At 72.3% G+C, this 23446-nt stretch carries 20 protein-coding genes; 7 read left to right on the plus strand and 13 right to left on the minus strand.

What is annotated here, in order from left to right; genetic code table 11:
* Positions 1 to 4: 4 nt before the first annotated feature.
* Positions 5 to 901: an endolytic transglycosylase MltG gene (mltG, locus tag ACZ5CZ_RS31925; RefSeq protein ID WP_385842315.1), complete on the minus strand. Its 897-nt coding sequence runs from the start codon at positions 899 to 901 to the stop codon at positions 5 to 7.
* 96 nt (positions 902 to 997) lie between these two features.
* The gene (locus ACZ5CZ_RS31930) at positions 998 to 2806 is read right to left on the minus strand and encodes an ABC transporter ATP-binding protein (RefSeq protein WP_468947821.1); all 1809 of its coding nucleotides are present in this window, start codon (positions 2804 to 2806) and stop codon (positions 998 to 1000) included.
* A gap of 115 nt (positions 2807 to 2921) precedes the next feature.
* Here ACZ5CZ_RS31930 and ACZ5CZ_RS31935 point away from each other — a divergent pair, with 115 nt between their 5' ends.
* Positions 2922 to 3371, plus strand: coding sequence for a MarR family winged helix-turn-helix transcriptional regulator (locus ACZ5CZ_RS31935; RefSeq protein WP_385842313.1), 450 nt, complete (start codon positions 2922 to 2924; stop codon positions 3369 to 3371).
* A 70-nt stretch (positions 3372 to 3441) separates the two neighbouring features.
* Here ACZ5CZ_RS31935 and ACZ5CZ_RS31940 read toward each other — a convergent pair whose 3' ends face one another.
* Both ACZ5CZ_RS31940 and ACZ5CZ_RS31945 read right to left on the minus strand, forming a co-directional pair.
* Entirely contained in the window at positions 3442 to 5052 is a 1611-nt protein-coding gene (locus tag ACZ5CZ_RS31940; protein WP_468947823.1) for a peptide-N4-asparagine amidase, read from the minus strand.
* A 93-nt stretch (positions 5053 to 5145) separates the two neighbouring features.
* On the minus strand, positions 5146 to 5880 hold the full coding sequence (locus tag ACZ5CZ_RS31945) for a L,D-transpeptidase family protein (RefSeq protein ID WP_385842474.1): 735 nt from the start codon (positions 5878 to 5880) through the stop codon (positions 5146 to 5148).
* A 288-nt stretch (positions 5881 to 6168) separates the two neighbouring features.
* On the opposite strand from ACZ5CZ_RS31945, the gene ACZ5CZ_RS31950 reads away from it, so the two are divergent.
* From ACZ5CZ_RS31950 to ACZ5CZ_RS31960, 3 genes are all read left to right on the plus strand, one after another.
* Positions 6169 to 7974: an ABC transporter transmembrane domain-containing protein gene (locus ACZ5CZ_RS31950; protein WP_385842311.1), complete on the plus strand. Its 1806-nt coding sequence runs from the start codon at positions 6169 to 6171 to the stop codon at positions 7972 to 7974.
* Positions 7971 to 9752 carry an ABC transporter ATP-binding protein gene (locus ACZ5CZ_RS31955; RefSeq protein ID WP_385842310.1) on the plus strand — a complete coding sequence of 594 codons (1782 nt, stop codon included), beginning with the start codon at positions 7971 to 7973 and terminating at the stop codon, positions 9750 to 9752. The genes ACZ5CZ_RS31950 and ACZ5CZ_RS31955 overlap by 4 nt, the downstream gene beginning before the upstream one ends.
* 384 nt (positions 9753 to 10136) lie before the next feature.
* Positions 10137 to 10604 (plus strand): DUF5709 domain-containing protein, encoded by a 468-nt coding sequence (locus ACZ5CZ_RS31960; protein WP_385842309.1) that lies wholly within the window; start codon positions 10137 to 10139, stop codon positions 10602 to 10604.
* A 113-nt stretch (positions 10605 to 10717) separates the two neighbouring features.
* Here the strand turns inward: ACZ5CZ_RS31960 and ACZ5CZ_RS31965 are convergent, their stop codons facing one another.
* Positions 10718 to 11512, minus strand: a complete 795-nt coding sequence (locus tag ACZ5CZ_RS31965; RefSeq protein WP_385842308.1) for a metal-dependent hydrolase — start codon at positions 11510 to 11512, stop codon at positions 10718 to 10720.
* A 145-nt stretch (positions 11513 to 11657) separates the two neighbouring features.
* On the opposite strand from ACZ5CZ_RS31965, the gene ACZ5CZ_RS31970 reads away from it, so the two are divergent.
* Together ACZ5CZ_RS31970 and ACZ5CZ_RS31975 are read left to right on the plus strand one after the other, a co-directional pair.
* A complete protein-coding gene (locus tag ACZ5CZ_RS31970; protein WP_468947825.1) occupies positions 11658 to 14171 on the plus strand; it encodes a DEAD/DEAH box helicase in 2514 nt (837 codons plus the stop codon).
* 19 nt (positions 14172 to 14190) lie between these two features.
* Complete coding sequence (locus ACZ5CZ_RS31975; protein WP_385842306.1) at positions 14191 to 15057, plus strand: acyl-CoA thioesterase; 867 nt, start codon at positions 14191 to 14193, stop codon at positions 15055 to 15057.
* A 64-nt stretch (positions 15058 to 15121) separates the two neighbouring features.
* On the opposite strand, the gene ACZ5CZ_RS31980 is transcribed toward ACZ5CZ_RS31975, so the two are convergent.
* From ACZ5CZ_RS31980 to ACZ5CZ_RS32010, 7 genes are all read right to left on the minus strand, one after another.
* The gene (locus ACZ5CZ_RS31980) at positions 15122 to 16087 is read right to left on the minus strand and encodes a DUF6397 family protein (RefSeq protein WP_468947826.1); all 966 of its coding nucleotides are present in this window, start codon (positions 16085 to 16087) and stop codon (positions 15122 to 15124) included.
* A gap of 127 nt (positions 16088 to 16214) precedes the next feature.
* Positions 16215 to 16628, minus strand: a complete 414-nt coding sequence (locus tag ACZ5CZ_RS31985) for a roadblock/LC7 domain-containing protein (protein WP_468947828.1) — start codon at positions 16626 to 16628, stop codon at positions 16215 to 16217.
* Positions 16629 to 16963: 335 nt separating this feature from the next.
* Positions 16964 to 17566, minus strand: coding sequence for a GTP-binding protein (locus tag ACZ5CZ_RS31990; protein ID WP_385842303.1), 603 nt, complete (start codon positions 17564 to 17566; stop codon positions 16964 to 16966).
* A gap of 45 nt (positions 17567 to 17611) precedes the next feature.
* Positions 17612 to 18025 carry a DUF742 domain-containing protein gene (locus ACZ5CZ_RS31995; protein ID WP_385842302.1) on the minus strand — a complete coding sequence of 138 codons (414 nt, stop codon included), beginning with the start codon at positions 18023 to 18025 and terminating at the stop codon, positions 17612 to 17614.
* Between the two features lie 18 nt (positions 18026 to 18043).
* Entirely contained in the window at positions 18044 to 18481 is a 438-nt protein-coding gene (locus ACZ5CZ_RS32000) for a roadblock/LC7 domain-containing protein (RefSeq protein ID WP_450786796.1), read from the minus strand.
* Positions 18478 to 21057, minus strand: coding sequence for a sensor histidine kinase (locus ACZ5CZ_RS32005; RefSeq protein WP_468947831.1), 2580 nt, complete (start codon positions 21055 to 21057; stop codon positions 18478 to 18480). The genes ACZ5CZ_RS32000 and ACZ5CZ_RS32005 overlap by 4 nt, the downstream gene beginning before the upstream one ends.
* Positions 21058 to 21099: 42 nt before the next feature.
* Complete coding sequence (locus tag ACZ5CZ_RS32010; protein ID WP_385842299.1) at positions 21100 to 21873, minus strand: MHYT domain-containing protein; 774 nt, start codon at positions 21871 to 21873, stop codon at positions 21100 to 21102.
* A gap of 151 nt (positions 21874 to 22024) precedes the next feature.
* Here ACZ5CZ_RS32010 and ACZ5CZ_RS32015 point away from each other — a divergent pair, with 151 nt between their 5' ends.
* Entirely contained in the window at positions 22025 to 22624 is a 600-nt protein-coding gene (locus ACZ5CZ_RS32015) for a class I SAM-dependent methyltransferase (RefSeq protein WP_468947832.1), read from the plus strand.
* A gap of 7 nt (positions 22625 to 22631) precedes the next feature.
* Here ACZ5CZ_RS32015 and ACZ5CZ_RS32020 read toward each other — a convergent pair whose 3' ends face one another.
* Positions 22632 to 23387 carry an alpha/beta fold hydrolase gene (locus ACZ5CZ_RS32020; protein WP_468947834.1) on the minus strand — a complete coding sequence of 252 codons (756 nt, stop codon included), beginning with the start codon at positions 23385 to 23387 and terminating at the stop codon, positions 22632 to 22634.
* Positions 23388 to 23446 lie beyond the last annotated feature (59 nt).

Consider the following 23446-nt stretch of genomic DNA (forward strand, 5'->3'; position numbering starts at 1 on the left):
CGGTTCAGCGGCCCGCGTCCTGCGCGGCGACCGGGGGCCGCTGCGGACCGCCGCTCGGTGTCTGCGTCTGGCCCGTCCCCTGGTGGAGGGCGTTGAACTCGGCCACGTTGCGCATGTGCGCCGGGTAGTCGGCGGTGAAGCGGGTGTCCCCGGGTTTGACGGTGACGAAGTACAGCCAGTCGCCCGGCGTCGGGTTGACCGCGGCGCGCATCGCCTCCTCGCCGGGGTTGTCGATCGGCGTCGGCGGCAGCCCCATGCGCTGGTAGGAGTTGTACGGGCTCTCGATCCTGGTGTCGTCCTGGCTGGTGCGGACGGTGCTGCGGTTCAGCGCGTAGTTGACGGTGGAGTCCATCTGGAGCGGCATTCCGCGCTCCAGCCGGTTGAAGACCACCCGGGCGACCTTGCCCATGTCGGCCTTGGTCGCGGCCTCGGCCTGGACGATGCTGGCGATGGTGACGGCCTGGTAGAGACTCATGGTGTGGCGCTGCGAACCGGCCGTCAGCGTCGGGCCGTTGAACTTCCGGTTGGCGGTGTCGACCATGAACCGCAGCACGGACTCGGGGGTCTCTCCCTTCCGGATGGGATAGGTCGCCGGGAAGAGATAGCCCTCGGGGTTGCCCCCGGCGTCGTTCGGCAGCTTCAGGCCGGCCCTGCCGACGGCCTTGCGGGTGCTGCCGGGGGGCAGCTCAAGGGCGCGGTCGACGGCCTCGTACACCTGGCCCGCGCGCCAGCCCTCCGGGATGACCAGCATGGTGGGCTTGGGCTCCTCGGGTGCGGCCCCCAGGGTCAGCAGCGGCACCGCCACGGCGGTGCCGGCCACGACGGCGCCGGCCACGACGAGGACGAGCCTGCCCCGGCGGGTCAGTCGGATCGTGTTCCGTGGCGGAGATTTCAGCTGCATGCAGGCACGGTAATACGCATATCACTACAAACCCGGCATATAGTCAGTTTGTCGGCGGTAGCGTCTCCTTGTCGCGCGAGATCGCCGCCTCCCGCATCAGCTCGTCGGCTCCAGCTGAGCGTCCCGGCGCACCAGGGCCGCGTACCGCCCGTCGCGCTCCAGCAGCTCCTCGTGGGTGCCGCGTTCGGCGACCCGCCCGGAGTCCAGGACCACGATCTGGTCGGCGCCGCGGACGGTGGACAGACGGTGGGCGATGGTGATCGTCGTCCGGTTCGCCGACAGGGCGTCGATGGCCTCCTGGACGGCGGCCTCGGTCCGGGTGTCGAGCGCGCTGGTCGCCTCGTCGAGGATGAGGACCGGCGGGTCGCGCAGGATGGTGCGGGCTATGGCGAGGCGCTGCTTCTCGCCGCCGGAGAAGCGGTGGCCGCGTTCGCCGACGACCGTGTCGTAGCCGTCCGGCAGCGCGGCTATGTGGTCGTGTATCTGGGCCGCCTTCGCCGCCGCGTGCAGCTCCTCGTCGGTGGCGTCCGGCTTGGCGAAGCGCAGGTTCTCGGCGACCGAGGCGTGGAAGAGGTACGTCTCCTGGGAGACCACGCCGACCGCGCGCGCGAGGGTGTCGAAGTCGAGGTCGCGGACGTCGACGCCGTCCAGGGTGACCCGGCCGCCGGTGACGTCGTAGAGCCGCGGCACCAGATAGCCGAGGGTGGACTTGCCGGCGCCGGTCGGTCCGACGACGGCGAGACTGTCGCCGGCCGGGACCGTGACGTCGATGCCGGCCAGGACCGGGCGCGTCCTGTCGTCGCTGTCGTAGCGGAACTCCACGTCCTCGAAGCGGACTTCGCCCTTGATCCGGTCCAGGCGGACGGGCCGCTCGCGCTCGGTGATGTCGATCGGCAGGTCCAGATACTCGAAGATGCGCTGGAAGAGCGCGAGCGAGGTCTGGATCTGGACGCCGGTCGCGAGGAGGCTCACGGCCGGGCGGAACAGACCCTGCTGGAGCGAGACGAAGGCGACGATGGTGCCGAGGGAGACCTCCGGGCCGCCGAGCTGGAGGGCGAGGCCCGCGGTCCAGTAGATGACGGCGGGCATCGCGGCCATGACGATCGTGATCACGGCCATGCGCCAGCGGCCGGCCATGTTCGCTCTCACCTCGAGGTCGACCAGGCGCTCGGACTCCTCGGCGAAGGACGTGGTCAGCGAGTCGGAGCGGCCCATGGTGCGGCCGAGGAGGATGCCGCTGACCGACAGCGACTCGGTGACGGTGGCGGCCATCACGGCCATCTGCTTCTGCCGCTGGGTGGTGATCTTCTTGCGTTCGTTGCCGACCCGCCGGCTGATCCAGACGAACACCGGCAGCAGAAGCAGCGAGACGACGGTCAGCCGCCAGTCGAGGGCCACCATCGCGACGATCGTGGCGACGACGCTGGTGACGTTGGAGACCAGGGAGGTGGCGGTGGAGGTGACCGTCGCCTGCATGCCGCCGATGTCGTTGGCGATGCGGGACTGCACCTCACCGGTGCGGGTGCGGGTGAAGAAGGCGAGCGACATGCGCTGCAACCGGCCGTAGACGGCGGTGCGCAGGTCGTGCATGACGCGCTGGCCGACGGTGGTCGAGATCAGCGTCTGGAGCACACCGAAGACGCTGGACAGGACCGCGCTGAGGATCATACCCAGCGCGAGCAGGCTCAGCAGACCGGTGCGGCCCTGCGGGATCGCGACGTCGAGGGTCTCCCGCAGCAGGAACGGTGTGGCCACCGAGACCAGCGAGGAGGCGCCGACCAGCAGGCCGACGATCGCGAGCCGTCCACGGTAGGGACGGAAGAGCTTCAGGATGCGACGCACCTGCCGCGGCTGTTCCTTGGCGTCGGCAGGCGGGGTCCAGGAGGGTTCACGGTCGGGATGCATGGGCTCCTACGGAGGTCGGCAGGCGCCGGTCAGGGATCGGCCGACGATGACGGAACGGATCGTAGCTCATTGTTACCTATACTCACAATGAACGGCATCCTGATATTGTTCCCGCATGACCTCCCCCGATCCCGAGGGCCTGCTCGCGGAGCAGTTGCTGCGGCTCACCCGCCGGGTGCACCGCATCCAGAAGCGCCATCTGGAGCAGCGCGCGCTGGGTGTCACCCCGGCCCAGTCCCGGCTGCTGCGCACCCTCGCGCACTACGGCTCACCCCCGCGCATGGCCGATCTCGCCGAGCGCCTGGAAGTGGTGCCGCGCGCGGTGACGACGCTGGTCGACGGGCTGGAGGCGAGCGGCAAGGTGCGCCGGGTGGCGGACCCGTCCAACCGCCGCGTGACCCGGATCGAGTTGACGGACGACGGCCGCGCGACCCTGCGCGAGCTGCGCGGCGCCCGCCACTCGGCGGCCGAGGAGATACTCGCCCCGCTGACCGAGAAGGAGCGTGAGGTGCTGGGCGTGCTGCTGGACACGCTGGTCGACGGGGAGACGGCCAAGCGCTGCTGACAGCCGGGGCGTGCGGCCAGGGGACGGCTGTGGCCTGCTCCGGCCCCGGCCGCCGCGCACCCCTGCCGCCTCAGCAGCGGTCGCGATCCTCCGTCAGCACCCCCTGGACCGACGTCAGCGAGCGGTCGTAGCAGCCGTCCGAGCCGTACAGCCGATAGCGCTCGGTCGATGTGCCGACCGCGTGCCGCTGGTCGCGCGGGACGTCGAGCGTGTACGCGGCGTCGCCGCGATAGGTGTCGTCGAGCCGGGACCACACCGTGCGGCGCCCGTCGCGCTCCTCGGTGACCGAGGCGCGGTCGCCGAGGGTCAGCACGGTGCGCAGCCGGTTGTCGGAGCCGAGGGTCGTGGCGCCGTTCATGGCGTACGTCCGCTGCGTGTGCGTCGTCCGCACGGGACCGTGCCCCGCGACGGTGACCGTCTCGTCGTCGGTCCAGGTCGCGTCGAGTCCGTCCGTGTTCTCGCCGTCGGTCCAGCGGTGCGCGGAGGTGTTGCCGAGCGTCCGGGTGACGGTGGTGGTCACGCGGCCGTGCGAGGTGTCCAGGTAGCCGGAGACGGTGAGCCGGTGCCCCGCCCGGGTGTCCACGCGGTTCTCCGCACCCGGCGTGTAGACGGAGGAGTTGGCGAGATCGGTCGCCGTGTCCTCGGTGACGGCGCCGGTGAGCCGGTCGCGGTGCGCGTCCTGCCAGACCAGGACGTTCACCGGGGTGCTCCAGCCGGACTGCCCGGCCGGGACACCGGCCACGGAGACCTCGACGCGGTGCGGCCGGCCGTCGTCGAGCAGCGCGGCGAACGGCGTCAGGTCGTACTGGATCGGCCGGACGTCGAAGGCGTGCGGGGCCGGGACGACGTACCAGAGGAAGGGATTGGACCAGCCGCCGGTCCAGACGTTGGGGTAGGGCGCGGCGATCCCGGCGAGCCGGCCGTCGACCGTGATCTGCACCTCGCGGTAGGGCCCGTGGTCGGCCTTGCAGGAGTACGACGCCGGGTCGGCCACGGTCAGATACCAGAACTCCTCACAGCCGCCGCCCGATCCGGTGGCGTACACCTCGGCGACGATCCGCTCGCTGTTGCGCGGGGCGGTGAGGGTGGTGCCGCCGGGAGCGCCGGCGAGGGTCAGGACGCGGTCGGGGGTCCGCTCGGCGGGACGGCCCGCGTAGAAGGTCAAAGTGACGTGCACGTCGATGACACCGGTGTAGGTGTCGTTCACGACGTTGCCGATCAGCGTCTCGACGTCCTGCGGGCTGCGGAAGGTGTCGCTGTAGCGGGTGACGTCCTTCTCGACATGCCACTCGATGCCGTCGGGCGAGGGCTCCGGGGTGGAGGTGCGCAGGATCTCGACCCCGCCGACGTGCAGATAGCCGAGCCGGTCGTACTGTCGTCCCTTCACCTTGCCGTCCAGGCGCAGGACGACCTTGCTCCAGTGGTCGCCGCAGCCCTGCGGCGGGGTGTAGGCGCTCCGGTAGGGGGTGAAGTCACGGAACTGGGCGTCGGCGAGGGTGACCTGGCACGACGTGGTGTGGGGCCGCTCGACGGGGGGTTCCGCCGTCACCGGGTCGTGCCAGTCGGTGCCGAACTCGGCGGGCACGTCGGCGGCTTGGGCGGTTCCCGCCCCCGCGCCGAGGAACGTGCTCAGCAGGAGGGTTGCCCCTGTGAGCATGGACATGACTATCCGTCTCTTCATGCCCGGTGTTCTAACGGGGCCGCCACCCCGTCCGCAATGCCACCCGCCACGGTTCGGCCGCGCACGGGCGGTGGCGGACGGAAGCCGGGCCGGTCAGGCGCGCAGGTCGTCCCTGTCCCCCATCACCATCACCGGATGCCCGGCCGGGTCGAGCCTGCGCAGCAGGAACCGCATGGCCTCCGCGGAGACGCTGATGCACGCCGAGGTGCCGCTGTCATGGTCCACGTGCAGCCAGATGCTGCCGCCCTTGTCGTCCCCCTCCGGGCGGGTGGGGTCGTCGGGGGCGGTACCCCGGGCGCGGTTGTAGTCGATGGCGATGACGTAGTCGAAGTCATGCTGATGCTCCTCGCCCTCGAACGGCGGGGAGTAGGCGTCCTCGTCCTGGTCGTACGGCAGCTTCGTGCCCGGGTCGGAGAGCACCCCGCCCGCGTCGGAGAGCGTGAACACACCGACGGGGCTGCGCTCGTCGCCCATATGATGGTCCGCCGTCCAGCCGTTGCGGCCGTTGTGCGCGGGCCAGCTGCCCACCGGCCGCCATTCCGCGCCCTGCCGGGTGTACAGCACGACCGTGGAGTCGGCCGAGTCCGCACCCTCCCCGTAGACGGCCACCACCTGGCGGGAGTCCGCGGGGATCTGCCGGAAGAGGCGGTCGCCCACCCCCGGGATACGGGCCGGATCCGTCGCCGGGGGCTCCGACACGGCCGGACTCTTCGGGAGCCCGCCGCTCGGACCCGGCGCTCCGCCGGTCCGGGGCGGCCCCGGGTTGTCCGTGTCGCACGCGGACACGGATGCCAAGAGTGTTCCAAGGGTCGCCACCGCGACCGTCATTCGCCGCACGCTGTCGCTCTGCACTCAATCATCGTGCATCACATACCCGTTGCTTGTGTGATCTTCTGGACATTCGGGTGACGGGGTGCGGGACGGCCGGAACGGGGCCCCGCGGGCCCGTGGCGGAAAGTCGGCGAACTGTGCGGAGCGGCCGAGAAAACCGGTTGAAATCCGCAGCGCCCCGAAGCGAACCTTGCACGGTTTGGTGCCGCCCTTCGCCTTGCACTCCCCCCTCGCCCCCATTCCTCTCCCCCTCCGCTGACACGAGCCACTGGGACGTCAGACCTCATGCAGATTCAAGACCTTCCGTACTCCGATCCGGGCGTTCCCGACGCGCGCTCGGGTCCTCGATTCCTGTGGTGGCTCTGGCGCAACCAGCTGGGCGGGCAGCTGAAGTCGCTCGCCTGGGGCCTGCTCCACTTCGTCTCCGTCTCCGCCCTCCCTTTCTGTGTCGGCCTCGCCGTACAGGCGGTCGTGGACCGCTCCGGCACCCGGCTCGCCCTGACGGGTGGTCTGCTGGCGCTGTGCGGGACGGGCATCGCCCTCGGTGACACCTTCCTGCACCGGACCGCCGTCACGAACTGGATCACCGCCGCCGCCCGCGTCCAGCAGCTCCTCGCACGCAAGGCCGCCCATCTGGGCTCCGCACTGACCCGGCGGGTCGCCGCCGGTGAGGTGGTGGCCGTCTCCACCGGTGACGTCGAGAAGATCGGCTGGTTCGTGGAGGCCGTCTCCCGGTTCACCGCGGCCGCGGTGACGGTCGTCGTGGTCTGCGTCGGCCTGCTCGTGTACCAGCCCGCGCTGGGTGTGGTGGTCGCCGTCGGCCTGCCCGTCGTGGCGGTCGCGGTGCTGCCGCTGCTGCCTCGGGCGACCCGCCGCGCCGATGTCCAGCGCGAGAAGGCCGGCCGCGCCACCGAGCTGGCCTCGGACACGGTCGCCGGACTGCGCGTGCTGCGCGGCATCGGCGGCGAGGAACTGTTCCTCGACCGCTACCGCCGCGCCTCGCAGGAGGTGCGGCACGCCGCGGTGCACAGCGCCCGCATGTGGTCGCTCATCTCGGCCATCCAGGTGCTGCTGCCCGGGCTGCTGCTGATCGCGGTCGTCTGGCACGGCATCCACCTCGCCCGCCAGGGACGGATCGCGGTCGGTGAACTCGTCACCGTGTACAGCGCGGTCATGATCCTCAACTATCCGCTGCGGCACTTCGAGGAGATCGCCATGGCGTACTCCTTCTCCCGGCCCTCGGCCAAGCGGGCCGCGCGGGTGCTGTCCCTGCAACGGCCCACGGCCACGGACGGAGTCCGCGCGGCCGAGCAACCGAGCGGCGATCTGTACGACCCCGAGACCGGTCTGCTCGCGCCCGCGGGCCGGCTCACCGCCGTGGTGTGCGGCGACCCGGACGCGGCGGGCCGGCTCGCGGACCGGCTGGGCGGCCACCCCGCCGAACCGGGCCGCTCGGTGCTCCTCGGCGGCGTGCCGCTGGACGAGCTGCCGCTGGACAGCGCCCGGACCGCGGTCCTCGTGCAGGACAAGGACCCGGTGCTGCTCTCCGGCACCCTGCGCGAACTGCTCGACGTGCCCGCATCCGGTGCCGTACAGGCCGCGGACGCGCTGGCGGCGGCCCAGTGCGCGGACGTCCTGGACGCGCTCGTCCAGGGATCGCTGGGCGCCGACGACCCGATGGACGCGCGGATCACCGAGCGCGGGCGCTCGCTCTCCGGTGGCCAGCGGCAGCGGCTGGCGCTGGCCCGGTCGCTGTTCACCGACCCCGAGGTGCTGGTGCTGGACGAGCCGACCTCCGCCGTCGACTCGCACACCGAGGCCCGTATCGCGGACGGTCTGCGCCGGCTGCGCTCGGGACGGACGACGGTGGTGTTCACCTCCTCCCCGCTGCTGCTCGACCGCGCGGACCGGGTCGCGCTGGTCCACCAGGGCGAGGTGGTCGCGACCGGCCCGCACCGGGAGCTGGTCGCCGGCGAGCCGCGGTACCGGGCCGTGGTGACCCGGGACACCGAGGAGGAGCTGGCCGCCGCCGAAGAGGGCGCTCTGCTGGACGCCCTCCAGGAGCTGGAAGAGATCGAGGAGAGCGCATGATCGGCGTTGCGCCGCCGGCCTACGACCCGGCGGCCCCGACGACCGCCACCACCCTGCCCGTCGGTACGGCCGCGACCGTACGGACCTACGTCGTCGCACTGTTCCGCCGGCACCGCCGGTCCTTCCTGCTGCTCATCGCCGTCAACACGGTGGCCGTGGTCGCCTCCATGGTCGGGCCGTACCTGCTGGGCGGGCTGGTCGAGCGGGTGTCCGGCCACGCGCGGGATCTTCGTCTCGGATGGAGCATCGGACTGTTCCTGCTCGCGCTGGCCGTGCAGGCGGTGTTCGTCCGGCAGGTCCGGCTGCGGGGCGCGATGCTCGGCGAGCGGATGCTGGCCGATCTGCGGGAGGACTTCCTGGTCCGCTCGGTCGGGCTGCCGCCGGGGGTGCTGGAGCGGGCGGGCACCGGCGACCTGCTGTCCCGCATCACCACCGACATCGACCGGCTGGCCAACGCCATGCGGGAGGCGGTGCCCCAGCTGGCGATCGGCTTCGTGTGGGCCCTGCTGCTGCTCGGCGGGCTCGTCGTCACGGCACCGCCGCTGGCGGCCGCCGTGCTGCTGGCCGTGCCGGTGCTGGTGGCCGGGTGCCGCTGGTACTTCAAGCGCGCCCCCTCCGGCTACCGCTCCGAGGCCGCCGGGTACGCCGCTGTCGCCGCCGCGCTCGCCGAGACCGTCGACGCGGGCCGCACCGTCGAGTCCCACCGGCTCGGGGACCGCCGCATCGCCCTGTCGGAGCAGCGGATCAAGGAGTGGACGGCCTGGGAGCGCTACACGCTCTGGCTGCGGTCGGTGCTCTTCCCGGTCATCAGTGCCGTGCATGCCATCGTGCTCGGCTCGGTCCTGATGGTCGGCGGCGTGTTCGTCCTCCAAGGCTGGATCGGCGTCGGCCAGCTGACCACCGGCGCGCTCGTCGCGCAGATGCTGGTCGACCCGGTGAACCTGATCCTGCGCTGGTACGACGAGGTGCAGGTGGCCCAGGTGTCGCTGGCCCGGCTGGTCGGGGTGCGGGAGATCGAACCGGACGCCGGGGAGGACACGCTGGCCCCCGACGGGCGGGACGTGCACGCCGACCGGGTGCACTTCGGCTACCGGGAGGGCGTCGACGTGCTGCGCCATGTCTCCCTGGAGGTGGCGCCGGGCACCCGGCTGGCCCTGGTCGGCCCCTCCGGCGCCGGCAAGTCCACCCTGGGCAGGCTGCTCGCCGGCATCTACGCGCCGCGGGACGGCCGGATCACCCTGGGCGGGGCGGAGCTGTCCCGGATGCCCGCGGAACGCGTCCGCGCGCATGTCGCCCTCGTCAACCAGGAGCACCACGTCTTCGTCGGCTCCCTGCGCGACAACCTCCTGCTGGCCCGCACCAGCGCCACGGACGCCGAGCTGTGGGCGGCCCTGGGCGCGGTCGACGCGGACGGCTGGGCACGGGCGCTGGACGACGGCCTGGACACCGAGGTCGGCTCCGGCGGGCTCGCGCTGACACCGGCGCAGGCCCAGCAGATCGCGCTGGCCCGGCTGGTGCTGGCCGACCCGCACACGCTGGTCCTGGACGAGGCGACCTCCCTGCTCGACCCGCGCGCGGCCCGCCATCTGGAACGCTCGCTGGCGCGTGTCCTCGACGGCCGGACGGTGGTCGCCATCGCCCATCGGCTGCACACCGCGCACGACGCCGACATGATCGCCGTGGTGGAGAACGGCCGCATCAGCGAGCTGGGCAGCCACACCGAGCTGGTCGCGGCGGACGGCGCGTACGCCGCGTTGTGGCGCTCCTGGCACGGCTGAGGCCCTTCGACCGCTTCCGTCGGCGCCCGCTGCTCGGGCGGGCGCCGGCGCCGGGCGGCCGGGGACGTCGGGAAACCGGCGGGACCGATGCCGGTGCCGACGGTGCCTGGGCGGCCGGCCCGGGGGCGCGCCGGGCCCGTGGCGGCGGTGCGGGTGCGGGCTGTGCCGGGGCCCGTCAGGGACCGCGGACCCGGAGTGCGGCTGCTCGGGCCCCGGGCGGGGCCCGTGACGTTGCGCGGTCCCGAGCAGGGGTGGAAGTCTGGAGAACGGCACCGGTTCGTGGCACACCCGGGAACCAGCTGGTCCCCGTCGTGCGGCACCTGTGCCGACGGCCCGCGCCCCGTCTCGGCGGTACGCGGCCGTCCTCACCAGATGGAGGTACCCGTGGACAGCGCCGGCGGCTGGGGGGACGACGTCTACCAGCCCGATCCCTCGGAGATCCGGGAGGACTCGGGGGTGCTCGACGTCGAGGACACACTGGACTTCGACGGCGTCGACGATCCGCTCGACCGCGGCTGGTCCCCGCCCGAGCGGCCATGGGCCGTGGAACACGACGGAGTGACGGCGGCCGAACGCCAGGCGGGCGAGACCCTCGACCAACGCCTGGCCGAGGAGCTGCCCGACCTCGCCGCGCCCGACGGCGACGGCATCGGTGACCACGACACCGACGGGGAACCCCTCGACAACGAGGTCGGCAACCGGCGTTCCGGCCGGTTGGTGGCCCCCGACGAGGGGGCGCACGAGGACGACGAGCCCGCCCTCCTCGCGACCGACGTCGGCATCGACGGCGCCGCCGCCTCCGCGGAGGAAGCCGCGATGCACATCGTCGACGAGGACTCCCTGCCCGGCTGACCACCCCCGTGGACGGCCGGCACCGAGGGCCGCATCGCCGGCATCGCCCGTCTCGCGCGCCCGTACGGCGGCGCCGACGCGAGCCGGCCGGGAGCCGCGGCCGGGACCACGGATCAGATCACGTTGAGAGCCGCCGCGCAGCCCACTCCGCCGAGCAGCATGAACACGGGCATCAGCACCCTCAGCTCGACCCAGCTGCCCGCCCGGAACCGCATCGCCTTCGGCGGCCCCACCGGGTACCAGCGCTTGCGGCCCACGGGGATCGGCCACAGGATCGGGCAGCCGGACACGGTCAGCGCGTCCCCGATGTCGTGCACCAGCGCGCCCAGCACGATCGGCAGGCCGAGCCAGAGGTACTGCTGCCCGGGCTCGGTGAACAGCCAGTGCGAGCCGTTGCCCGGCTTGTCCAGCACCCCGGCGAGGATCCACGAGGTGGTGGCCGCCAGCAGCCAGACCAGCACATCGCTGCTGGAGCCGCGCGCCGCCCGCCACAGCAGGCCCTCGATCGCCAGCACCATGTGCACGAAGAGGATCGCCAGCACACCCCAGCGGCCGCCGGTGACCGCCGCCGCGGAGCAGCCCGCGCCGATCAGCACCGCCCACACCCAGGTGTGTGTCAGGGTGCGATGCCCACCGGAGCGGCGCGGGTCGCCCTGCTTCCTGGTCGTCTTGTAGGTGGCGTACGACAGCTTGTCCACGATCTCGCACAGCCAGCGGGAGATCGGGCCGAAGGCCCGCGAGATGGTCGCCGCCTTGTGGTCGAGGTCCGGGGCGAGCGCGGCGCCGGCGCAGATCAGGGCACCGGCGAGCAGCACCGGCCAGGGCATCGGGTGCCCGGCCGCCGCGGCGGCCGCTCCGACGCCGAGCCAGGCCGCGGCCCCCGACAGTGAGTGTGCTGGTCCCATCATGGCCGCTTCCCGCCCCATTCCTCGTGTACCGCTGACCAGTTGACCTGGTGCGTTGACGCTGCGTCGGCGACACAGCGTAGCGGCCATGATCGTCGGTCCCGCAGCCGATTCCCCTCTCGGGGACAAGGACAGGCAAGATGGGGTCGTGACCCTCATCGATCAGCTGCCGCCGACCGCCGACCCCGACGCCCTGTACGAAGCCTTCGAGTCGTGGGCCCAGGAGCGCGGCCTCACCCTCTATCCCCACCAGGAGGAGGCGCTGATCGAGGTGGTCTCCGGGGCGAACGTGATCGTTTCCACCCCGACCGGCTCCGGCAAGAGCATGATCGCCGCGGGTGCGCACTTCGCGGCACTGGCCCGGGACGAGGTCACCTTCTACACGGCGCCGATCAAGGCGCTGGTGTCGGAGAAGTTCTTCGAGCTGTGCAAGATCTTCGGCACCGAGAACGTGGGCATGCTCACCGGCGACGCCTCCGTGAACGCCGACGCGCCCGTGATCTGCTGCACGGCCGAGGTGCTGGCGTCGATCGCGCTGCGCGACGGCAAGGACGCCGACGTCGGCCAGGTCGTGATGGACGAGTTCCACTTCTACGCCGAGGGCGACCGTGGTTGGGCCTGGCAGATCCCGCTGCTGGAGCTGCCGCAGGCGCAGTTCATCCTGATGTCGGCGACCCTGGGTGACGTGTCCTTCTTCGAGAAGGACCTCACCCGCCGCACCGGCCGCCCGACCTCGGTGGTCCGCTCGGCGACCCGCCCGGTGCCCCTCTCCTACGAGTACCAGTACACCCCGCTCACCGAGACGCTCACCGACCTGCTGGAGACCAAGCAGGCACCCGTCTACATCGTCCACTTCACCCAGGCGCAGGCCGTGGAGCGGGCACAGGCGCTGATGAGCATCAACATGTGCTCGCGGGAGGAGAAGGAACAAATCGCCGAGCTGATCGGCAACTTCCGTTTCACCACCAAGTTCGGCCGCAACCTCTCCCGGTACGTCCGGCACGGCATCGGCGTGCACCACGCCGGCATGCTGCCGAAGTACCGGCGTCTGGTGGAGAAGCTCGCCCAGGCCGGTCTGCTGAAGGTCATCTGCGGCACCGACACCCTCGGCGTGGGCGTCAACGTGCCCATCCGCACCGTGCTCTTCACCGCTCTGACCAAGTACGACGGCAACCGGGTGCGCACGCTGCGGGCCCGTGAGTTCCACCAGATCGCGGGCCGGGCCGGCCGGGCCGGTTTCGACACCGCCGGGCTTGTGGTCGCGCAGGCGCCTGAGCACGTCATCGAGAACGAGAAGGCGCTGGCGAAGGCGGGCGACGACCCGAAGAAGCGGCGCAAGGTGGTGCGCAAGAAGGCGCCTGAGGGCTTCGTCGGCTGGACGGAGAACACTTTCCAGAAGCTGATCGAGTCCGATCCGGAGCCGCTGACCTCGCGGTTCCGGGTGACGCACACGATGCTGCTCTCGGTGATCGCCCGGCCGGGCAACGCCTTCGAGGCGATGCGCCGCCTGCTGGAGGACAACCACGAGCCACGCAGGCAGCAGTTGCGGCATATCCGCCGCGCTATCGCGATCTACCGCTCGCTGCTCGACGGCGGCATCGTGGAGAAGCTCGACAAGCCGGACGCCGAGGGCCGGATCGTCCGGCTCACGGTCGACCTTCAGCAGGACTTCGCGCTCAACCAGCCGCTGTCCACGTTCGCGCTCGCCACGTTCGAACTCCTCGACCCCGACTCGCCGTCCTACGCCCTGGACATGGTGTCCGTGGTCGAGTCGACCCTGGACGACCCCCGGCAGATCCTCGTCGCGCAGCAGAACAAGGCGCGCGGTGAGGCCGTGGCGGCGATGAAGGCGGACGGGGTCGAGTACGAGGAGCGCATGGAGCGCCTCCAGGACATCACCTACCCGAAGCCGCTGGAGGAGCTGCTCTTCCACGCGTACAACACCTACCGCAAGAGCCACCCGTGGGTCGGCGACCACCCGCTGTCGCCGAAGTCGGTCATCCGGGACATGTACGAACGGGCCATGTCCTTCACGGAGTTGGTCTCCTTCTACGAGCTGGCCCGCACCGAGGGCATCGTGCTGCGCTACCTCGCCAGCGCCTACAAGACCCTGGACCACACCATCCCGGACGACCTGAAGTCCGAGGACCTCCAGGATCTGATCGAGTGGCTGGGCGAGATGGTCCGCCAGGTCGACTCCAGCCTGCTGGACGAGTGGGAGCAGCTCGCGAACCCGGAGGAGATGACGGCCGAGGAGGCGCAGGAGAAGGCCGACGAGGTCAAGCCGGTCACCGCCAACGCCCGTGCCTTCCGCGTCCTGGTGCGCAACGCGATGTTCCGCCGCGTGGAGCTGGCCGCGCTCGACCAGGTCGAGGAACTCGGCCAGCTGGACGCCGAGTCCGGCTGGGACGCCGAGGCGTGGGGCGAGGCGATGGACGCGTACTGGGACGAGTACGACGACCTCGGCACCGGCCCCGACGCCCGCGGTCCCAAGCTGCTGGTCATCAAGGAGGAGCCGGAGAACGCCCTGTGGCGCGTCCGCCAGATCTTCGACGACCCGAACGGCGACCACGACTGGGGGATCAGCGCGGAGATCGACCTCACGGCCTCGGACGCCGAGGGACGTGCGGTCGTCCGCGTCACCGCTGTCGGACAGCTCTGACCACAGGAGAGACCCACCGATGACGAACCCGGCCGAGAGACTGGTCGACCTGCTCGACCTGGAGCAGATCGAGGTCAACATCTTCCGTGGCCGCAGCCCGCAGGAGTCCTTGCAGCGGGTCTTCGGCGGCCAGGTGGCGGGCCAGGCGCTGGTCGCCGCCGGCCGCACCACGGACGGCGACCGCCCCGTGCACTCGCTGCACGCGTATTTCCTGCGTCCGGGCCGGCCGGGTGTGCCCATCGTGTACCAGGTGGAGCGGGTCCGCGACGGGCGGTCGTTCACCACCCGGCGGGTCACGGCCGTGCAGCAGGGCCGCACGATCTTCAATCTGACCGCCTCCTTTCACGAGCCTGAGGAAGGACCGTTCGAGCACCAGCTGCCGCCGGCCCGCGAGGTGCCGGACCCGGAGTCGCTGCCGACGGTGACCGAGGAGATCCGCAAGCATCTGGGCGCGCTGCCCGAGCAACTGGAGCGGATGGCGCGCCGCCAGCCCTTCGACATCCGGTATGTCGACCGGCTGCGCTGGAACCCCGAGGAGATCCAGGGCGCCGATCCACGCAGCGCCGTGTGGATGCGCGCGGTCGGACCGCTCGGCGACGATCCGCTGGTCCACACGTGCGCGCTCACGTACGCCAGTGACATGACTCTTCTGGACGCGGTCCGCATTCCGATCGAACCGCTGTGGGGTCCGCGGAACTTCGACATGGCCTCGCTGGACCACGCCATGTGGTTCCATCGGCCGTTCCGCGCGGACGAGTGGTTCCTGTACGACCAGGAGTCCCCGATCGCGGTGGGCGGCCGGGGCCTTGCCCGGGGCCGCATCTACAACCTCTCCGGGCAGCTGATCGTGTCGGTCGTCCAGGAGGGTCTGTTCCGGTCCCTGTAGCGGGGGCCGGAGCCGGGCGTGCGGTGGGCCGGGAACATCGGGCCGGGGGCGTCGGCCGCCTTGGTCAGACCTGTGCGGGCCGTGGGTTTCTGCGGCGGAGCCAGCCGCGCAGCCCGCGTGCCGGTCGGTGTGTACCCGCTCGGGGCGCTTGGTTCCGGGGCGGGCACGACCTGGCCGGTGCGGGCTGCCGAGCCGGCAGGGCCGGGCGGGCCTCCGTGCGCATCCTCGGCACCGGCCGGCGCGCGGCCGGACGCCGGGCCGGCGAGAGGCTGCGGGCCTCCTCGACGGCCCGGGCCAGTTCGCTGCGCAGCCACTCGATCTCGTCCGCGTCCTGTGCGGTCATGATGGTCTCGGCCAGATGGGCGGAGGGCGATCCGGGCTGGCCCGCTCCCGGCACCACAAGCCGGTAGCGGTTCAGCCGGGCCCGTTCGTACGGGTCCCTGACCACGTCGGCGATCTCGACGGAAGCGAGGAAGGCGGCCACGGCCCCGGCCCGGGCCCATGGGTCCGCGGCCTGACGCAGCAGGAAGCCGAAGTGACGCCCGCGCCAGTTGCGGGCGCGCAGATCCACTCCGTCCGCCAGCCGGCTGCGCAGCACTTCGGGCGTGCGCCCCTTGAGCAGGTGTGCGTTCTCCGGGGCCGCCGCGAAGGTGCGCAGGTCCGCCGCCAGATAGAGCCAGACCACGGCGCGATAGCGGTTCAGGTAGAAGCGCACGGGCACGAACAGGCCCAGGCGGGCGAGCCGGGTGAACCGGCCGGCCGGGATCCCCATGAGCGCGGCCCCCTCGGTTGTCCCGACGACGCGCACGCTCTCGCGCAGGGCTTCGGGGAAGCCGTCCTGGGCGCGGAGGCGGTCCAGTTCCGCGCGCTCCACCCGCCCGGGTCCCCCTCCCCCTTCGTCGGGCACGGTCCTGATCCGGCCGAGGTGCACGGCGAGGTCGAACTCGCTGCGCTTGAGGCCCAGCTCCCTCGCGGCTCGGCTCGGCGTGCAGCTGCTGGTGGGGTGCGCGGTGAAGGTGGTCGCCGACATGGTCGTACTCCCCCGGGGACTCGGGTGGCTCACGCCCGGTGCGTTCGCCGTGCACACACCGTAGCCGTTTCGGAGCAGTCCGTGTCGGGCCTGTGGATAACTCCCCGGTGGTTCGAAAAACCGCAGGTCAGGACTCTTGGTTAGGCGTGCGCTCGGGCTGCCTTGCGTCGACGGCGAGGTGTTCGCCGACGCGGTTGACGAGGAGGGTCATCTCGTAGGCGATCTGCCCGATGTCGGCCTCGGCCGCGCTGAGCACGCACAGCGAGCTGCCGGTGCCGGCAGCGGTGACGAACAGCACGGCGTCGTCGTACTCGATCATGGTCTGGCGCACCCGGCCCGCGCCGAAGTGGCGTCCCGAGCCCTTGGCCAGGCTGTGCAGCCCCGATGCCACGGCGGCCAGATGCTCGGCGTCCTCGCGGCGCAGGCCCGTGCTCGCTCCGGTGACCAGTCCGTCGTTGGACAGGACCAGTACGTGCCGCACATGCTCCACCCGCTCGGTCAGATCATCCAGGAGCCAGCCGAGTCCCTGGTTGTGCGCCATGTCCTTCTCCCCGTGTGCTGTCTCCGCCTGGCTGGAGGAGCCTCCCGGCCAGCCTTCCCCACCGACCGGGGCAGGGGCAAGGAGGACAAGCCCCTGACCCGGAAGATGACCGACGCACACTGACCGACGCCCGCCTCCGAGGCAGCCCGGGCGAGGCCGGGTCCGGCCGTTCGCGCCGATGAGAGACCCTTCGTACGGTTCCGTTCCCCCGCGCTCGCCGGGGCGAACCGGTCTTCGAGACCGGCGACGCCGTGGTGAAAGGGCGCAATCTCGCCTGTGCCGGATGGATCGCCCGGTGCGGGACGTTCCTTGCCTCATACGGAAATGCCCTTGCGCTAGCCCACCGAGTCCAGCAGCCGGGCGGTGTGCCTGCGTCCGGCGTACTCGACGAGGCTGATCAGCACTTCCTTGCCGGAGTTCCGGTCGCGGGCGTCGCACAGCACCACCGGGGTGCCGGGGTCGAGGTCGAGGGCCCGGGCGACGTCGTGGGCGTCGTGGGCCCGGGCCCCGGCGAAGCAGTTGACGGCCACCACGAACGGGATGCGCCGGTGCTCGAAGTAGTCGACCGCGGGGAAGCAGTCCTCCAGGCGCCGGGTGTCCGCGAGGACCACCGCGCCGAGCGCGCCCTGGGACAACTCGTCCCACAGGAACCAGAAGCGGTCCTGGCCCGGGGTACCGAAGAGGTACAGGGAGAGGCCGGAGCGGATGGTGATGCGCCCGAAGTCCATCGCGACGGTGGTGGTGACCTTCCGGTCCACGCCGTCGGTGTCGTCCACGAGTTGGCCGGCTTCGCTGAGCAGTTCCTCGGTGCGCAGCGGCCGAATCTCGCTGACGGCCCCGACGAGGGTCGTCTTGCCGACGCCGAATCCGCCCGCGACCAGTATCTTCAGCGCCAGGGCGGAGGTGTCGTCGACGGTGCCGGAGTGCTCGGAGACCATGTTCACTTCTCTCGGAAGGGCCGACCGGGGCCGACGTACGTTCATCTACAGCGCCCGCAGTCCCGCGATGACCTCGCGCAGGATCCGCTCGTCGGGCAGTTGCGCGGGCGGCACGGGACGGCTGATGGTCACCCGGCCCAGTTCCAACAGGTCCCCGAGGAGCACCCGCACCACCCCCACGGGCAGGTCCGCGTCGGCGGCGAGTTCGGCGACGGACTGGGTCTCGGTGCGGCACAGCCGGATCAGCGTGCGGTGTTCCGGTCCGAGCGCGGTGTCGTCGTCGGCCGCCGGTGCGGCGGGGTGGAGGGTGACCAGCGCGATCAGGTCGAACCGCACGCCGGTGGGGCCCGGTTTGGTGCGTCCGCCGGTCATGGCGTAGGGGCGGACCAGGGGCCCGGCCTCGCCGTCGTACCACTGGCTGCCCGGCTCGCGGGGACCACCGGTGGGGGTCTGGGTCATCGGTTGTGCCTCTCCGGCTCATCCGGCGGCGGGCGGCTGCGCGGTGACGCGCGGCGGGGTGTAGAGGTGTTCGCCGACGCGCTTGACCAGTCGCGCCATCTCGTAGGCGACGAGGCCGATGTCGGCGGTGACGGCGGTGAGCAGCGCGAGGCAGGAGCCGTCTCCGGCGGCTGCCACGAAGAGGAAGGCGTCGTCCATCTCGACCATCGTCTGGCGTACCCCGCCGGCTCCGAAGTGCCGTCCCGCGCCCTTGGCGAGGCTGTTGAAGCCGGACGCCACGGCGGCGAGGTGCTCGGCGTCCTCGCGCGCGAGTCCGCTGGAGGCGCCGACGGCCAGTCCGTCGTTCGACAGCACCACGGCGTGCCGCACCTCGCGCACCCGCATCACCAGGTCGTCCAGCAGCCAGTCCAGTTCGCCGGATCGCCGCCCTGTCCTCGGGTTCGGGTCCTGGATCATGCCGGGTCTCCTTCGCTGCTGTCACTGCGCGTTTCGGGTTCCGGGGCGGCACCGCGGCCCGGCTGCCGGCCCCCGCCGCGCACCCAGCCGGCGCGGTAGGCCGCCATGCGGTCCCGCACGAGTTCGGGGGTGCGCCGGTCGTCGCCGTGGCGGGTGGGGGACGGGTCCGCCTCTGCCGTGTGCTGCTGGCGCAGCTGGGGGGCGAGGCTGGCCTGGCGCACCCGGCGCGGGAGGTCGTCGGAGGGCTCGGACTCGTCCGGAGGGCGGTGCAGCTTCAGGGGGGTCACTCCAGGTGGCGGGGGCTCGTACGCGCCTGGGCCGGGGGCGGTGCCGTACGCATCCGGCTCGGGGGCGGCGGCGCGGTGCGGGCGGGGTGGGTGGGCGCTGTTGCGCGGCTCGGGGGTGGTGACGGCCAGGGCGGGCCGGCCGAAGCCCACGGTGACGGGTTCCGGCGGCGGGGCGGCGCCGGACACGCGCGCGTACCCGCGATCCCGCTCGGTGACGGTCTGTTCGTCCTGGCGGGGCGGGCGGTCGGCCGGGCCGGTGTGCAGCAGGGCGGTCGGCAGCAGGACGACGGCGGTGGTGCCGCCGTAGGGCGACGTCCGCAGGTGCACCTTGATGCTGTGCCGGGAGGCGAGCCGGCTGACCACGAAGAGCCCGAGCCGGTCGCTGTCGAACAGGTCGAGGGCATCGGACTGTTCGATGCGCCGGTTGGCTTCGGAGAGGGTGTCGCCGCCCATGCCGAGTCCGCGGTCCTCGATCTCGAGGGCGTAGCCGTTGCCGACGGGCTCCCCGGTGACGCGTACGCGCGTGTGGGGCGGCGAGAACTGGGCCGCGTTCTCGACGAGTTCGGCGAGCAGATGGGTGAGGTCGGCGACCGCCGCTCCGATGATATGCGCCTCGGGGAACTGCCGTACCTCCACGCGCGCGTAGTCCTCGATTTCCGATACGGCGGCGCGTACGACGTTCGTCAACGGGACGGGCAGCCGCCAGGCCCGGCCGGGTGCCGCCCCCGAGAGGATGATCAGGCTCTCGGCGTGCCGCCGCATCCGGGTGGTGAGGTGGTCCAGACGGAACAGGTCGCTCAGCTCGTCGGGGTCGTCGGAGCGCCGTTCCATGCGGTCCAGCAGGCTGAGCTGGCGGTGCACGAGCACCTGGCTGCGGCGGGCCAGGTTGACGAAGACCCCGGAGATGCCGCTGGCGAGTTCGGCACGCTCCACGGCGGCGTGCAGCGCGGCGCGGTGCACGGTGGTGAGGGCTTCCGCGACCTGGCCGGTCTCGTCCTCGGCGGGTGGTCCGGCGGGTGCCTCCGCGTGGATGTCGATCTCCTCTCCCGCGCGCAGTTTCCGGATGGCCTGGGGCAGTTTGCGGCGGGCGATCTCCAGGGCGTCGTTGCGCAGGCTGACGAGTTCGACCACGAGTGCCCGGCCGATCCGCACGGAGATGACGAGCGAGGCGGCGACGGCGGCGAGGCCGAGGAGGACGGCGGCGCCCGCCGGGCTCAGCAGTCCGCGGGTGAACGGGTCGGCGCGTCCGGCGACGGCACGACCGGTGTCCCGCGCGATGGTCCGCATGCCGTCCTGCATGCGCGCGTGGGCGGCGCTCCAGAGGCCCTGACCGGCCGCGTCGGGCTCGGCGACCGGGCCACCGTTGACGATCTTGTCCTCGGCGCGGCCGAGGTCGGTGTAGGAACGGCTGCCGGCGAGGGCGCGCCAAGCGGCGCGCTGGGCAGTGGGGAGGTCCGGGACGGCGGTGTCGGTGAGGGTGCGGCGCGCGGCGACGGCGGCGCTGAACAGCCGGAGCCGCTCGCCCCGGAGCGCGCCCGCGGTCCGCGCGGTGCCGAGCAGGGCGTCCTCCTGGGCCAGTGCCTCGGCGGCGCGGGAGAACTCGAGCAGGACACGCGCGTCGGAGCCGGTGTCGGAGCGCTGGACGGCGGTGAGGGTGCCGTCCACGGCGAGGGCCGCCGCGATGCTGTTCGTGTACTGCTCGTACGTCGTGTTCCAGGCGGTCCGGTGGTCGAGAACGCCCCTGCGCAGCGTACGGAGACGCTCGGCGCCCTGGATGAAGGCGGCGAGGCGGTCGGAGATGTCGGAGGGCAGTTCCTGGCTGTCGGCGACGGTGCTGCCGTCACCGAGCCGCAGCGCGGCCACGGCCCGGTCGGTGCGGGCGGCCAGCCCTTCGAGGTCGCTGCCCTCGGTGCCGGGCGGGGCGGTGGCGTAGCGCACGGCGGCGGTGCGTTCGGCCTGGAGGGCGATGACGGCGGTGGCCACCGGGGTGCGCAGTTCGGCGTCGACACGCTGGGACTCGCGGAGCCGGGCGACGTCCTGGGCGGTGCTGACGGTGGCGTACGCCCACAGAGCGAGCAGGGAGACGACGGGCACCATCAGGAGGCTGACCACCTTGGCGCGCACGGTCCGCGGCCGCAGGGGGCGGCGCGCTCCGCGGGCGCGTGCCGGGCGCGGTCCCCTGCCCAGGGAGCCGTCGGCGGGCGGGCCGGCGTGCGCGCGGCGGCCGCGGGGCGGGTGCGGGGACGGCTCCGGGGTGCCGTCGTTCGGGGTGGTACGGGGTGGGCGCATGGCCTCCTCGCTCGGGGTGTGGGCGGAGCGCTCGGGACTGCCTCAGGGGGTGAGGGACTCGACGGGCCGTTGGGCGGAGGCGGAGGCCTCGCGCTCGTCGGCGCTCGGCGAGAGGGCGACGAAGGCCGAGGTGATGAACAGGTAGGAACCGAGGCCGACGGCGAGGGGGAAGATGAACTGCATCGCCGTTGCCCCGGGCAGTGCCGCGCCGGAGGGGTGCACCCGCACACTCACCGCGAACATCCCCGTGTAGTGCATGCTGCTGACGGCCGCTCCCATGACGAGGGAGGCGACGGTGACCGCGCGGGGGGACTTGATGTTGAGCCCCGCCCACAGGGCCGCGGTCGCCGCCACGATGGCGATCAGCACCGACAGCCCGACGAGCACGGGGTCGTACCTGACGTCGCCGTGCAGCCGGACCGCGGCCATGCCCAGGTAGTGCATGCTGGCGACGCCCAGACCCGTGGTGAGACCGCCGAGGAGGAGTGACCGGGTGCGGTCGCGACTGCGGCCGACGGCGAAGACGCCGGCGCAGACGACGACCATGGCGACGAGAAGGCTGAGCATGGTCAGCGGCACGTCGTAACGGATGTCGGTCCCACTGACGCGGAAGCCGAGCATGGCCACGAAGTGCATGGTCCAGATGCCCGTACCGATCGCGGAGGCGGCGGTGACTTGCCAGTTGCGGCGCGCGCGGCCGGTGGTGGCGAGCGCGCGGACGGTGCAGCGCAGTCCGAGAGCGGCGCCGGTGCAGGCCATCACGTATGACAGCACGGGGGTCAGCCAGCCGAAGGCGGCGTGGTCCAGGTGTCCCATGGCCCAGGGACGCTAGGGGTGCACGGGTGCACAAAGGGGGCGCATTTCGAAAGGTGTTGGAATATGACACTGAGATGCGCTGGAACGATCGCGTCCAGCTCGAACATGCGCACAGGGGCATCCCTCGTGTTGGTGAGGGATCATGCGGAGCATGAGCGACGACCACATACATGTCCGGGAGTTCTTCACCGCGCGGGCGGCCGACTGGGACAGCAGGTTCCCCGACGACGGCCCCGCCTACGCGGCCGCCGTCGCGGATCTCGGGCTGCGTCGGGGTGACCGGGTCCTGGACGCGGGCTGCGGCACAGGGCGCGCACTGCCTCCGCTGCGCGCCGCCGTGGGGCCTTCCGGGGTGGTGCTCGGCGCCGATCTGACGCCGGCGATGCTCGAGGCCGCCGTACGGTCGGGCCGGGACCGGGACGGCCGGCTGCTGCTCGCCGACGTCGCCGCACTCCCGCTGGGCTCCGGGTGCCTGGACGCCGTGTTCGCGGCGGGGCTGATCGCGCATCTGCCGCAGCCGGAGGACAACCTGCGGGAACTGGCGAGGGTGGTACGGCCGGGCGGCACGCTCGCGCTGTTCCACCCCATCGGCCGGGCCGCGCTGGCGGCGCGCCACGGCCGCCGGATCACCCCCGACGACCTTCGGGCAGAACCCAACCTCCGGCCGCGCCTGGCTCGTTCGGGCTGGCGTATGACCTCGTACGCCGACGAGGACACCCGCTTCCTCGCGGTCGCCGTCCGCGAGGGCTGACCCGGGGTCAGCCCGCCCCGCCGACGACCGCCGCGAAGGCGTCGGGGTTGTCGAACATGACGTTGTGGCCGGCGCCCGGCACGGTCACCACCCGCACCCCGGCGGCCTCCAGGTCCGCGCTGCCCGCGAGGTCGCCGCTGTGCTCGCCCTGCAGGTAGACGCGGTCCACGGGCAGCCCCTCCAGGATCGTCCGCATCACCGGATCGGAGCCCTGGCGCAGGCCGACGGCGCTGCGGTGCAGGGCGCGCGGATCGGCGAGCCGCATGGTGGCCGCCCACAGCGGCCCGACGCGGTCCAGCACGCGCGCGTACTCCCGCTCGGCGAACTCGTCCTCCGTATAGGCGGCGATTCCGCTGCTGCCGGCGGTCGGCGGCGGGAAGGGGTCCAGGTTGGCCTCCGTGAGCACCAGCCGGGACACCAGGTCGGGGCGCCGGTGCGCGAGCACGATGGCGACGGCGCCGCCCATGCTGTGCGCGATCAGCTCGGCGCCGGCGACCTGGGCAGTGTCCAGGGCCGCCGCGACCGCGTCGGCGTGCTCCGCCAGGGTGTACCCGAAGTGCTGGGGCCGGTCGCTCACTCCGTGCCCGGGCAGGTCGACGAAGAGGCTGCGCCGGCCCGCCAGTTCGGGCCGGGCCGCGATGTGCGCGTGATAGACGGAGGACATCGATCCGAGCCCGTGGAGGTACACCCGGGCGGGTTCCGCACCGGGCGCCTCCGTCCAGCGGACGCAGCTTCCCTCGCTGTCGAATACGGCCTGCCGCATGGCACCTCTCCCCGCCGACTGTGCTGTCCCGCGACAATACATCGGTGCCGATGTATTGC

This window comes from Streptomyces sp. NPDC031418 (genome assembly GCF_055581605.1).